At 35.4% G+C, this 12,146-nt stretch carries 12 protein-coding genes and 1 tRNA gene; 12 read left to right on the forward strand and 1 reads right to left on the reverse strand.

Going from position 1 to position 12,146, the window contains the following annotated elements; translation table 11 throughout:
- The first annotated feature begins 32 nt into the window (after nucleotides 1-32).
- From P6N22_RS00365 to P6N22_RS00395, 7 genes are all read left to right on the forward strand, one after another.
- Nucleotides 33-1,391, forward strand: a complete 1,359-nt coding sequence (locus P6N22_RS00365) for an OprD family outer membrane porin (protein ID WP_280329089.1) — start codon at nucleotides 33-35, stop codon at nucleotides 1,389-1,391.
- Between the two features lie 13 nt (nucleotides 1,392-1,404).
- Nucleotides 1,405-1,722: a DUF485 domain-containing protein gene (locus P6N22_RS00370; RefSeq protein ID WP_280329091.1), complete on the forward strand. Its 318-nt coding sequence runs from the start codon at nucleotides 1,405-1,407 to the stop codon at nucleotides 1,720-1,722.
- Nucleotides 1,722-3,386, forward strand: coding sequence for a cation acetate symporter (locus P6N22_RS00375; protein ID WP_280329093.1), 1,665 nt, complete (start codon nucleotides 1,722-1,724; stop codon nucleotides 3,384-3,386). The genes P6N22_RS00370 and P6N22_RS00375 overlap by 1 nt, the downstream gene beginning before the upstream one ends.
- A 3-nt stretch (nucleotides 3,387-3,389) precedes the next feature.
- The gene (locus P6N22_RS00380) at nucleotides 3,390-5,198 is read left to right on the forward strand and encodes a putative nucleotidyltransferase substrate binding domain-containing protein (RefSeq protein WP_280329095.1); all 1,809 of its coding nucleotides are present in this window, start codon (nucleotides 3,390-3,392) and stop codon (nucleotides 5,196-5,198) included.
- A complete protein-coding gene (locus P6N22_RS00385) occupies nucleotides 5,198-5,809 on the forward strand; it encodes a 3'-5' exonuclease (protein ID WP_280329097.1) in 612 nt (203 codons plus the stop codon). The genes P6N22_RS00380 and P6N22_RS00385 overlap by 1 nt, the downstream gene beginning before the upstream one ends.
- 16 nt (nucleotides 5,810-5,825) lie before the next feature.
- Nucleotides 5,826-7,790 (forward strand): acetate--CoA ligase, encoded by a 1,965-nt coding sequence (gene acs, locus P6N22_RS00390; protein WP_280329099.1) that lies wholly within the window; start codon nucleotides 5,826-5,828, stop codon nucleotides 7,788-7,790.
- A gap of 73 nt (nucleotides 7,791-7,863) precedes the next feature.
- Nucleotides 7,864-8,196, forward strand: coding sequence for a hypothetical protein (locus tag P6N22_RS00395; RefSeq protein WP_280329101.1), 333 nt, complete (start codon nucleotides 7,864-7,866; stop codon nucleotides 8,194-8,196).
- 7 nt (nucleotides 8,197-8,203) lie between these two features.
- Here P6N22_RS00395 and P6N22_RS00400 read toward each other — a convergent pair whose 3' ends face one another.
- The gene (locus tag P6N22_RS00400; protein WP_280329103.1) at nucleotides 8,204-8,872 is read right to left on the reverse strand and encodes a TIGR01621 family pseudouridine synthase; all 669 of its coding nucleotides are present in this window, start codon (nucleotides 8,870-8,872) and stop codon (nucleotides 8,204-8,206) included.
- A gap of 130 nt (nucleotides 8,873-9,002) precedes the next feature.
- Between P6N22_RS00400 and pyrF the strand changes: the two genes are divergently transcribed.
- From pyrF to P6N22_RS00425, 5 genes are all read left to right on the forward strand, one after another.
- Nucleotides 9,003-9,686, forward strand: coding sequence for an orotidine-5'-phosphate decarboxylase (pyrF, locus tag P6N22_RS00405; RefSeq protein ID WP_280329106.1), 684 nt, complete (start codon nucleotides 9,003-9,005; stop codon nucleotides 9,684-9,686).
- Between the two features lie 65 nt (nucleotides 9,687-9,751).
- A tRNA-Ser gene (locus tag P6N22_RS00410) sits at nucleotides 9,752-9,842 on the forward strand.
- A 191-nt stretch (nucleotides 9,843-10,033) separates the two neighbouring features.
- Nucleotides 10,034-11,257: an integrase arm-type DNA-binding domain-containing protein gene (locus P6N22_RS00415; protein ID WP_280329107.1), complete on the forward strand. Its 1,224-nt coding sequence runs from the start codon at nucleotides 10,034-10,036 to the stop codon at nucleotides 11,255-11,257.
- Nucleotides 11,247-11,831, forward strand: a complete 585-nt coding sequence (locus P6N22_RS00420) for a hypothetical protein (RefSeq protein WP_280329110.1) — start codon at nucleotides 11,247-11,249, stop codon at nucleotides 11,829-11,831. Before P6N22_RS00415 ends, P6N22_RS00420 begins: the two co-directional genes overlap by 11 nt.
- Before the next feature lie 137 nt (nucleotides 11,832-11,968).
- Nucleotides 11,969-12,145 (forward strand): helix-turn-helix domain-containing protein, encoded by a 177-nt coding sequence (locus tag P6N22_RS00425; protein ID WP_280329112.1) that lies wholly within the window; start codon nucleotides 11,969-11,971, stop codon nucleotides 12,143-12,145.
- Nucleotide 12,146 lies beyond the last annotated feature (1 nt).

Consider the following 12,146-nt stretch of genomic DNA (forward strand, 5'->3'; position numbering starts at 1 on the left):
TTAGACTTGAATACTTTAAATGGGGAGAAAAAATGAAAAAAAGTATCACATTAAGTCTTATTGGATGTGGTCTTGTTGCTGGTGTTAATGCAAATGCAGCAGAAGATCTGAGTTCAATGTTTTCTGAGGGGAAAGCAAGCGGACAAATTAGAGAATTTAGCATTGTAAGAAGTGTTTCAGACACTAGAAGTGCTAAAAGTGACTACACAAGAAAAGCCAATGCTGTTGGTGGATATTTAAAATTTGAAACGGCAGATTTTAAAGGTCTTAGCTTAGGTACTGCATTTTATACTACAAACGGTTTTAACTTAGATAGCCCGAAAACTGACTATGTAAAGGTAGATCCATCACTTTTAGGTCCTGACAACAAGAGTATCTCATATATTGGTGAAGCGTATGTTCAATATAAATATGAAAATACGGTTTTCAAAGGCGGTCGTCAAAAGTTAGATACTCCATTAGCGGGTAGCGATGATGCGAGAATGCTACCAAACTTATTTGAAGCATATCTTTTAATTAATAAAGATCTTCCAGATACTACTATCGTAGCAGGTCATGTAACAAGATTTGCTCAAGGTACTTTCGGTCGTGTATACACTAATGGTATTTTACCAATAACATCAGGTTATTCTGCTGTTGATGCTCATAGTAACGTAGGTAAATTTGTGAATATGGGTACATACGCACTTGGTGAAGGCAAAGATACAAAAGGTGTAAGTGTGGCATCTGTTACATATACTGGTGTTCCTAACCTTAAAGTTCAATTATGGGATTACTATGCTCACGATATTTTAAATGCAGTCTATGGTGAGTTAAACTATAGTATGCCGTCAAATTCAGTATCTCCATATGTTGGAGCACAATTCATTAAAGAAGATGAAGTAGGTGATAAGCTTGCTGGAACTGTAAATGGATTGTATGGAGCTGCAAAAGTGGGTGTTAAAGTTGCAAACTTTAATGTATATGCTGCATACTCACAAACAAGTAAAAACAGTGCTAACGATGCATCTACTGCAAATGCTATTATCACACCATGGGGTGGTATGCCGGCATATACGCAAGGTATGGTTACACGTCATATGTTCCTAGCAGGAACAAAGGCTGCAAAAGCGGCTGTATCGTATGACTGGAAAGATTTTGGTGCGAAACTGACTTCTGCAGTATACTATGCAAACTTTGATATGGCAGCGAATAATGGATACACAGAAGGTGATGCTTCTGAAGTAGGATTTGATGTGATATACTATCCGTCAATGATCAAAAACTTACAAGTACGTTTTAGAGGAAACTTTACAAACGACTTTTATGTAAACAAAACTAATGCTGACACGACTTTACGTGGTGCGGTTGAGTGGGATGAGTATAGATTTATCCTAAACTATAACTTCTAAAAAGGGGAATATTATGGAAAAAGATCTGATTGAAAAGATCAAGTCGAATGCAGACTATCAAACATTGATAAAAAAGAGAACATCTTTTGCAATTGTTTTAACAATTATCATGCTTGTTGTTTATTTCGCATTTATCTTAACTATAGCATTTGATCCGTCACTCTTGGCAGAGCCATTAAATAGTGACAGTGTTACAACAATCGGGATTCCGATAGGTATTGCAGTAATCATTATTGCATTTATCTTAACAGGTATCTATACAAAAAGAGCAAACAGTGAGTTTGATGAGCTTGCAAACAAAGTCAAAAGCAGCATTAAAGGGGATAACTAATGAATAGAGCGTTTTTATTTTTAATACTTGGTTCAATTGCTGTTTTTGCTAGTGGTGCAATTGAAGGTGAAGTTGCGAAGCAAGAGTTGAACATCTCTGCAATCGTAATGTTTTTAATCTTTGTAAGTGGTACTTTAGGTATTACATACTGGGCTGCTAAACGTACAAAATCTGCAAAAGATTTTTATACTGCAGGTGGTGGTATTACTGGTTTTCAAAACGGTATGGCGATTGCAGGTGACTATATGTCAGCGGCATCATTCCTTGGTATTTCAGGTCTTGTATATTTAAAAGGATACGATGGTCTTATTTATTCAATCGGTTTCTTAGTTGGTTGGCCAATCATCCTTTTCCTAATTGCTGAGCCTTTAAGAAATCTTGGTAAATATACATTTGCAGACGTTGCATCGTACAGATTACGTCAAACTCCAATCCGTACATTGGCGGCATTTGGTTCAATTGCGACTGTTATTCTTTATCTGATTGCACAAATGGTTGGTTCTGGAAAGTTAATTCAACTTCTTTTCGGTCTAAACTATGAGATTGCAGTTATCCTAGTTGGTGTACTGATGGTTCTTTACGTAACGTTTGGTGGTATGCTTGCAACTACATGGGTACAGATCATTAAAGCGTTCTTATTATTATCTGGTGCAACATTTATGGCTGTAGCTGTAATGGCTCACTACGATTTTAACTTCGGTTCATTATTTGCAAAAGCAGTTGAGATGAAAGGGGAATCTGTAATGAGCCCTGGTGGACTTGTTAGCGATCCTATCTCTGCTATTTCACTTGCTATCGCTCTTATGTTTGGTACAGCTGGTTTACCACACATCTTAATGAGATTTTTTACTGTAAGTGATGCAAAAGAAGCTCGTAAATCGGTTTTCTATGCAACAGGATTTATTGGTTATTTCTATATTTTAACTTTCATTATTGGTTTTGGTGCAATTGTTATGGTATTCCAAAATCCACATTACTTAGATATGGCAAAACAAGCTATTGAAGGTGGTTCACCGATTTTAGGCGGTAACAACATGGCGGCTATTCACTTGTCTCATGCTGTTGGTGGTGACTTCTTCTTAGGATTTATCTCAGCTGTTGCTTTTGCTACTATCTTAGCGGTTGTTTCTGGTTTAACGTTAGCTGGTGCATCGGCTATTTCACACGACCTTTATGCTTCGGTATTTAAAAAAGGTGAAGTAGATTCTATGCAAGAAATGAGAGTTTCTAAAATTGCTACTATCGTTCTTGGTGTTGTTGCTATCATCATGGGTATTGCATTTGAGAAACAAAACATCGCATTCGTTGTGGGTCTTGCTTTTGCTATCGCGGCATCTGCTAACTTCCCGATTCTTTTCCTTTCAATGTACTGGAAAAAACTTACAACTCGCGGTGCTGTAATCGGTGGTACTTTAGGTTTGGCTACGGCAGTTATCCTAGTTATTCTTGGTCCAATTGTATGGGTACAAATTTTAGGCAATGCGGAAGCAATTTTCCCATATAAATATCCGGCACTGTTCTCAGTAGTTGTTGCATTTGTTGGTATCTGGTTCTTCTCTATTACAGATAATTCTGAAGATGCTAAAAATGAACGTGAACTATTCGAAGCACAATATATTAGAAGCCAAACAGGTATTGGCGCTGAAGGTGCAGTTGAGCATTAATCAATGAGCATATTAGATCAAAGACGTTTAATCGAGTCTATTCACCCATTTGAATTGTTGAGTTCCGTGGAACTCGACAATCTGATGTCCAAAATAGATATTGCATACTATACAAAAGAAACACTCCTTGTTTCGCCAAGACTAGAAAGTATAGCCTTTTACATAATTATAAAAGGACAAGTCTCAGAATATGTTGACAATGAACTGTACAACATATACAATGAGGGTGATAGTTTTGATGCAGACGCTTTGATCTATCAAGAAACATCTTCACGATTTGTAGTAACCGAAGATCTTATATGCTACGAGATCAAAAAAGACGACTTTCTCGATCTTATGCAGAACAAAAAGATCCAAGGCTACTTTCTCCAAGATTTTATCTCACGTCACAAACAACTTAAAGAATACCATAACAGTAGTGAACTCACACCTTTTCTCGTGGCAAGAGTTTCAGACATCTACCTTCATGAAGCATGTATTGTCTCATCTCAAACTTCAATCTATGATGCCCTCCAAAAACAAAAAAGATTCAAAGCAAGTATTATTATAGTTGATGAAAAAGAGTGTGTAGTAACAGATACCGATCTTAAAGAAAAAGTACTCTTAGGCAATGTGCAAATAGATGAACCAATTGAAACTATAGCTACATCAAAAATGGTGAGTGTTGAAAAAGAGGAGTTCTTATTTAACGCACTGCTTGTTATGACACATGAAGAGATTAAAAGAGTTGTCGTTCAAGACGGAGGAAAAATTATCGGAGTATTGGAGCAGCTGGATCTTCTTAGTTTTTTTGCCAACCATTCCCATTTGGTTGCCGTGCAGATAGACAGAGCAAACTCAATTGAAGATCTTCAAGGTATACAAGACGATGTAAAAAACCTGATCTTAGCCCTTACTGCAAAAGGAGTTAAGGTTCGTTACATAACTAAACTCGTCTCGGCACTTAATGAAAAGATTTATAAAAAAGCTTTTGAGATGTGTGTCGATGAGTCTTTACAAAATAAGTGTTCCCTGATTGTCATGGGCAGTGAGGGAAGAGAAGAACAGGGTGTCAAAAGCGATCAAGACAATGCTTTGATCGTAGATGACAGTGTAGACGTCGCTTTGTTTGAAAAACCGATGATGCAGATTAATAGTTTTTTACTGGATATCGGCTTTCCTGAGTGTAAAGGCGGTGTGATGGTAAGCAATCCTTTTTGGAGAAGAAACGTTCGTTCATATCAAGAACTTATAGACGGATGGTCTTCATCTATGGATGAAAGTACATTGCAAAACTTGAGTATATTTTTAGATGCAAAATGTGTGAGTGGAAACTGCGATTTGCTTGATGGGCTAAAAGATTTTCTATTTCAAAGATTTGAAGCTAGAGATGATGTTTTAGCACATTTGGCAAAAGCGACACTCAATTTTGAAACACCTTTATCTGTGTTTTCAAACTTTGTTGTTGAAAAAAGCCATGCAAATAAACTTGATGTCAAAAAAGGCGGTTTATTTGCATTGGTGCACGGTATAAGATGTCTGGCATTGAAATACCGTATAGAACAAACAAATACAGTTGAGAGAATTAAACAACTGAACAATAAAGGTGTGATAGATAAAAATTTTGCATCAGAACTTATTGAGAGTTTTGATACGCTTTCTTCTATGAAGTTAAAAACAATGCTGGGTGCTACAAGTTTAGATGATGACAACTTTATCGATCCGAACTCTTTGGAGAAAGTGCAAAAAGACCTCTTAAAAGACAGTTTTAAAATCGTAAATAAATTTAAGAAGTTTATCACTTTCCATTTCCATTTGGAGATTGTGAGCTGATGTTTGCATCTATCTTTAAAGCTTTTAAAAAGCGTCGAGATTTTAAACGACTCAAAGATAGAGAATTTGAATTTTTATTTCAAAAGAGTGACGATGGTACGGTAGTTGTTTTCGATACGGAGACAACGGGACTAAATCCGAAAGAGGATGAAGTTCTTTCCATTGGTGCAGTAAAAATAAAAGAGAATAAGATAATCACTTCACAGACCTTTGAAGTGTATCTTAAAAATACAAAAGAGATAGATCCAAAAAGTATCGAGATCCATAAAATCCGACCTTGCGATCTAAAAGATGCTAAAGAGAGTCAAGAGGCTATAAAAGAGTTTCTTTACTTTATTGGGAGTTCAAAATTAGTTGGGTATTATTTAGAGTTTGATGTCGAGATGATAAACAAGTACATACGACCGCTTTTAGGAATAGAATTGCCTAATGAGATGGTCGAGGTTTCTGAATTATATTTTGATAAAACAATTACTTTAATACCTCAAGGAAATATTGATTTACGCTTCGATACAATCATGCAAAGCTTAGATTTGCCTCGTATGGGAGCGCACAATGCGGTTAATGATGCGATTATGACCGCAATGATTTATTTAAAATTGACAAATTAATTTAAGGAGAATATTAATGTCAGAGATTCAAGCTAAACCGGTTTTCCAACCAAACAAAGAATTTGCTAAAAATGCAAGAATTAAAAACATGTGTGAGTACAATGCGCTTCAACAAGAAGCTATGGAAGACTATGAAGGTTTTTGGGGTCGCTATGCGAAAGAAAAACTAGATTGGATCGAACCGTTTTCTGATGTTTTGGATGAATCAAACTTCCCATTTGTTAAATGGTTCAAAGGTGGTAAATTAAACGTTGCTAGCCAATGTATTGATCGCCATTTAGAGTCTCGTAAAAATAAAGCAGCGATTATTTTTGAGGGTGACAGAGGTGATAAACAAATTATTACTTATCTTGAACTTTTCTACCAAGTGAACAAATTTTCTAATCTTTTAAAAGAAGATTTCGGTGTAAAAAAAGGTGACCGTGTAGTTATCTATATGCCAATGATTCCTGAAGCTGCATATGCAATGCTTGCATGTGCTAGAATCGGTGCAATTCACTCGATCGTATTTGGTGGTTTTTCTTCAGAAGCTTTACGTGATCGTATTGAAGATGCTGAAGCTAAAGTTGTAATCACTGCTGACGGTGCATTTAGAAAAGAAAAACCATATATGCTAAAACCTGTTGTAGATAAAGCATTAGAAGGTTGTGATGTTGTTGAAAAAGTACTTGTTGTTGAGAGAAACAATGAAGATGTAGAGTGGGTTGCAGGACGTGATTACTCTTACAACGAGTTAATTAAAAACAAATCTTCTGTATGTGATGCTGAGCCTATGGATAGTGAAGATCCATTATTCTTACTTTATACATCAGGTTCAACTGGTAAACCAAAAGGTGTTCAACATAACCAAGCTGGATACATTCTTTGGGCACAAATGACTATGGAATGGGTATTTGACGTAAAAGAGAATGATACTTACTGGTGTACGGCTGATATCGGTTGGATTACAGGTCATACTTACATCGTTTACGGTCCACTTGCAATGGGTGCGACAACTGTTATGTTTGAAGGTGTTATTACATACCCTGATGCTGGTCGCCCATGGCAAATGGTTGAAGAGTATAAAATTAACCAATTCTATACAGCTCCAACTGCAATCCGTGTATTACATAAAACTGGTGAAGATGAGCCTGCAAAATACGACATCTCATCTCTTAAAGTTCTGGGAACTGTTGGTGAGCCTATTGATCCACCGGCATGGAAATGGTATTATGAAGAAGTTGGTCAAAGCAAATGTGCAATCGTAGATACTTACTGGCAAACAGAAACTGGTGGACACATCGTTTCTCCATTACCGGGTGCTACTCCTATCAAACCTGCTTGTGCTACTTTACCGTTACCGGGTATTATGGGTGAAATTTTAGATCCAGAAACTGGTAATAAAGTAGGCGTAGGTGAAAAAGGTTATATGTGTGTTACTCGTCCTTGGCCATCTATGATCCGTGGTGTATGGGGTGATGCTGACAGATTCATCAAATCATACTTCGGTGATGTTAAAAAAGACGGTAAAGCTGTTTACTTCACTGGTGACGGTGCTATCTACGATGAAGACGGTTACATTACAATTACTGGTCGTACAGATGACGTTATCAACGTTAGTGGTCACAGAATGGGAACAGCTGAAGTTGAAGCTGCAATCAAAAAACACTGGAATGTTGCAGAAGTTGCTGTAGTTGGTAAACCACACGAAATTAAAGGTGAGGGTATCTTTGCTTACGTTGTACTAAAATCTGATAACGGTGTAGCTGATGAAGTTGAAGAGATGAAAATCATTAACTCTCACATTAAAGAAGAGATCGGTAACATCGCTGTATGTGATGATATCGTTTTTGCTCCGGGACTTCCAAAAACTCGTTCTGGAAAAATTATGCGTCGTATCCTTCGCTCAATTGCTAAAGGCGAGGAGATCACGCAAGATATTTCAACACTTGAAGACCCTTCAGTAGTTGAGAAAATCGAAACTATGGTTAAGTCTAAATAAGACTTAACCAACAACCTTCTTCTATACTTTTCATTTACAATCTTTTGTGTACTATTATGCAAAGGAATTTCCAATGAATAAAATTACAGTTTTCTCTTTATCTTTGTTTTTAGCATCTTCTTTATATGCAGTTTCAGGAGCATGTTGCTCTTCACAAGGTGGATGTGGAGATCAAAAAAGTTGTCAAATGCAAACTGATCAAAAGGTCATAGAAGAGATGATGAACTTAGAACTAAACGTTATACAAAGAGATAGACTCAGAGCAATGTTGATGAGACACAAAATGGAAAGAAAAAATTCTTTTAGTGCACTTCGAGACAATATGTACAATGTTTTAACTGTAGAACAAAAGCAAGAGTTAGCAAAAAGATTAGAAAAGAAAAAAGTTTTACAAGCTTGTAAATAGATAAAAACTATTTGAAAAATTCTTCGGGTTTATCCCATAACATTATCTGCCCTTGACACTCCTTTGTTAAAAACAGCTCCCCTTCATCGGGTGGAAGTTTAAAAGAGAACGAATCCCCGTTTAAATCAAATTTTAAAGCATAAGCATGCAGATAGCCGCGATCGAGCTTTTTAGCATCTTCAGCAGCTGCATATCTTTCATCTCCGGCAATTGGTGAACCGACAGATTTCATAGCTACTCTAATCTGATGGGTTTTTCCTGTATATGGTTTTACTAAGAAAAGCTTTTCTCCCGGATTTAGAGATACTGAGATAAAACGGGTGATGGCAGGATTGTCTTTAGTGTGCATTAGTTTCCAGCTCCCACGTCTTCCCTTTGCCATGTCACCTACAATTTTTCCCATCTTTTTTTTAGGTTTTCGAAGACTGATTGCCAGATAATATTTTTCAATTTTACGAGACTCAAACAGTTGTAAAAAAGCATTCGCAACTTCAGAGCTTTTGGCAAGGATAACAAGTCCGGAAGTCATCTTGTCCAAACGATGAACTGGAAAAAGTTTACAGTCAAGCATCTCAGATGCCAGTACTACAAAACCCGCTTCATCTTCTGAGTGAAAGTTCATTCCTGCAGGTTTTGAGACAATTGCAAAATCATCATTTTGAAAAAGAAGTTTCATAGTTAGTCAAATGCCTTGTTTAAAATATTAATGACATTATAATGCCGCAATCTTAATTCACTCTAGCTAAATAAGGCGCAATCAAACTCCAAAGTGTTATAATTTCATAAATTAATGTATTGGACTGATTATGGAATTATGTGTTGCACTAGACCTTTCTACTAAAGAGGAAAACCTTGCTCTCGTTGAAAAAATAAAAGACTATAATATTTGGCTCAAAGTAGGGCTTAGAACTTACATTCGTGATGGAGAAGAGTTCTTAAAAGCACTCAAAGCAATCAACCCTGATTTTAAAATATTTTTAGACCTGAAACTTTATGACATCCCAAATACAATGGCAGATGCTGCTGAGTCTATTATGGGCCTTGGCGTTGATATGTTTAACGTACATGCAAGTGCAGGGCGCCGTGCTATGCAAGAGGTTATGGACAGACTTTCATCATATGAGAAACGTCCAATAGTATTAGCCGTGACTGCTCTTACATCATTTACAGAAGAAGAGTTTAGTGCAGTATACGAAAAAGGAATTGCCCAAAAAGCTGATCAGTTTGCAAAAGATGCACATGAGTGTGGACTTGACGGTGTAGTATGTTCTGCATTTGAGAGTGAGTCTATTAAAAATCTTACATCAAAAGAGTTTATGACATTAACACCGGGAATTCGTCCGTTTGGTGAAGATGCAGGTGATCAAAAACGTGTAGCTGACGTAGCATTTGCACAGAGTGCTTTAGTAGATTTCATTGTTGTAGGACGACCTATTTATAAGGCTGAAAATCCTGCTGAAGTAGTAGAAAAAATATTACAACAACTATAATGCTTAAAACTTCTTAGTTTTAAGCAAAGTATTATCTAAAGACTATTATAATGTCGACCTCCAAAGGACAGATGGGTGAGCTGGCTGAAACCACATCCCTGCTAAGGATGCGTATGGGTAACTGTACCGAGGGTTCGAATCCCTCTCTGTCCACCACTAATTAATCTTATACAATTTAATAACACCTAAATAAATCCCTAAAATACGAACTTTAAAAGAAACCACAACCTAATGTAATCTAACTTATGTTATAGTAATCCTCAAAATATGGGGGCTATTATAGGGGCTTAGAAAAATCAAGCCCTTATTGCCAAGATGAAAAGCCCCTATTTAGATGAGGTTATAAAATGGCTAGACCTACAACACAACTCACAGCAACACAAATCAAAGAAGCTAAATCAAAAGACAAGAACTATAAGCTTTTTGATGGTGGGGGCTTATTCCTCGAAGTAACCCCTACGGGTAATAAATCATGGAAATTAAAATATCGTTTCGAAAATAAAGAGAAAAAATATACTATTGGTAAGTATCCAAGTATATCTTTGGCAACTGCAAGACAAAAAAGAGAAGAGTTAAAAACTCTTATTGCAGAAGGTATTGATCCTAATGAGAAAAAGAAACAAGATAAACAACTTCAAGAACTACAGAAAAATAAAGAGACTAACACATTTAAAAAATTAGCATTACAAAGACTTGAGAAAGTACAAGAAGATATTAGTGAAAGTCATTACAAGAGAATGATGAGAGGTTTTGTTAATGATGTCTTTCCGTTTATAGGGGCTAAGCCTATAGATGATGTAACAGCTGATGATATTATCGATATAATGCAAAGAATGGAGAAGAGAGGAGTTAAAGAAAGTGCAAGAAAACTCTATCAAGCTATCAGTAAAACATACAAGTGGGCTGTAAGTAATCGTTATGCTAAAAGAAATCCTGCTAATGATATTGATTTAAATGAACTTTTAGGAAAACGACAAGTAACACATCATGCGACTTTTACAGATGATGTAAATATTTCAAGATTACTATTTGCAATAGAAAAATATCAAGGTGAAATAACTACAAAACATGCTTTAAAACTTATGGCTTATACTAGTTTAAGAACAGCCAATATTGTTGAAGCAGAATGGAGTGAGATTGACTTTAGAAATAAACAATGGAATATTCCTGCTAGAAAAATGAAAACAAGAAGCGATCATATTGTCCCTCTTACAAATACTACACTAAAAATATTTGAAGAGATGAGAGAATATACAGGTAAGAATAAATATATTTTTACTGGTACAAAAGGGAAGAATACACATATTGGTAGTGAAACACCAAGAAATGCTATAAGAAATATGGGCTTTACATCAAAAGAATTTACACCTCATGGATTTAGAGCTATGTTCAGTAGTATCGCACATGAAAAAAGTCCTTTTAAATATGAAGTCATTGAAGTGCATTTAGCTCATAGTATAGGTAATAGTGTTTCTAAAGCATATAATCGTGCAAAGTATCTTGATGAAAGAAGAGAGCTTATGCAATGGTGGAGTGATTATTTAAATGGGGTGATATCTAATGAAACCTAAAATAGATCAAAATGAATTTGATAAGTTTATGTGTATTTTTGAAAAAGAAGCTGACAAAGAACTGATGGTAGACGAATATGTTTCCTATCAACAAAGAGAAGCAATACGAACATATGGTTACTTTTTAGTTCTTGTTGGAGAGGAAAACTATCAGAAAGTAGCTAGTAAATTGGCAACAGAATTAAAATTTTATAATTTCATATGTGAAGATCGCATAGCAGAGATGCCTAATGATACTAAAGTTGAAAGAGAAAAATATTTAAAAATTGCAACAAAATTTAGAAATACTTTAGTTAAACCAGGTAAGCCACGAGAAGATGGTAGAGGTAATCAAAAAAAAATAAATGATTATATAGAGTTAGTCAGATTAATTGACCTATATATTGAAGACCTTCATGAGCCTGAACCTAATCATTGGCAAATATTACCATTCGACAATTTTATTAAAAAATATAAAAAATCAAAAACTAAAATGAAAGATTGTATAAATGAAATCATAAAACAATACAACATTACTGGTTTTTCAAAGGAAGCAAAACAACTTATAGATTATCTAGACGACTTACCAAAATAACTGTACTTTCCCTGCTTTTCAATTCTTTACCAGCTTTTTTTAAAAAATAAAATACTTGGTAAAGCTTTGATCATACTATTTCACTGTTTAAACAATACAAAATAACTTAGTACTAAGTAATCTAAAGGGATTACCACATGAGTAAAAAATATATAAGAGCCAAAGAAGTTGCTCAATATTTGGGTATAGGGTTAAGTACTGTTTGGTTATATGCTAAACAAGGAAAATTACATCCTAAAAAAATTAGTGACAGAGTTACAGTTTTTGAAGTATCAGAATTAGATGCTTTATTTAATAGTGAAGTGGAGGTATAAG

The organism is Sulfurimonas sp. C5 (assembly GCF_029872055.1).
GTDB lineage: Bacteria > Campylobacterota > Campylobacteria > Campylobacterales > Sulfurimonadaceae > Sulfurimonas.

Excerpts from the sequence above, each read along its gene's own strand:
- P6N22_RS00365 (WP_280329089.1), top strand. The coding sequence starts at position 33 with ATGAAAAAAAGTATCACATTAAGTCTTATTGGATGTGGTCTTGTTGCT.
- P6N22_RS00370 (WP_280329091.1), top strand. The coding sequence starts at position 1,405 with ATGGAAAAAGATCTGATTGAAAAGATCAAGTCGAATGCAGACTATCAA.
- P6N22_RS00375 (WP_280329093.1), top strand. The coding sequence starts at position 1,722 with ATGAATAGAGCGTTTTTATTTTTAATACTTGGTTCAATTGCTGTTTTT.
- P6N22_RS00380 (WP_280329095.1), top strand. The coding sequence starts at position 3,390 with ATGAGCATATTAGATCAAAGACGTTTAATCGAGTCTATTCACCCATTT.
- P6N22_RS00385 (WP_280329097.1), top strand. The coding sequence starts at position 5,198 with ATGTTTGCATCTATCTTTAAAGCTTTTAAAAAGCGTCGAGATTTTAAA.
- acs (WP_280329099.1), top strand. The coding sequence starts at position 5,826 with ATGTCAGAGATTCAAGCTAAACCGGTTTTCCAACCAAACAAAGAATTT.
- P6N22_RS00395 (WP_280329101.1), top strand. The coding sequence starts at position 7,864 with ATGAATAAAATTACAGTTTTCTCTTTATCTTTGTTTTTAGCATCTTCT.
- P6N22_RS00400 (WP_280329103.1), bottom strand. The coding sequence starts at position 8,872 with ATGAAACTTCTTTTTCAAAATGATGATTTTGCAATTGTCTCAAAACCT.
- pyrF (WP_280329106.1), top strand. The coding sequence starts at position 9,003 with ATGGAATTATGTGTTGCACTAGACCTTTCTACTAAAGAGGAAAACCTT.
- P6N22_RS00415 (WP_280329107.1), top strand. The coding sequence starts at position 10,034 with ATGGCTAGACCTACAACACAACTCACAGCAACACAAATCAAAGAAGCT.
- P6N22_RS00420 (WP_280329110.1), top strand. The coding sequence starts at position 11,247 with ATGAAACCTAAAATAGATCAAAATGAATTTGATAAGTTTATGTGTATT.
- P6N22_RS00425 (WP_280329112.1), top strand. The coding sequence starts at position 11,969 with ATGAGTAAAAAATATATAAGAGCCAAAGAAGTTGCTCAATATTTGGGT.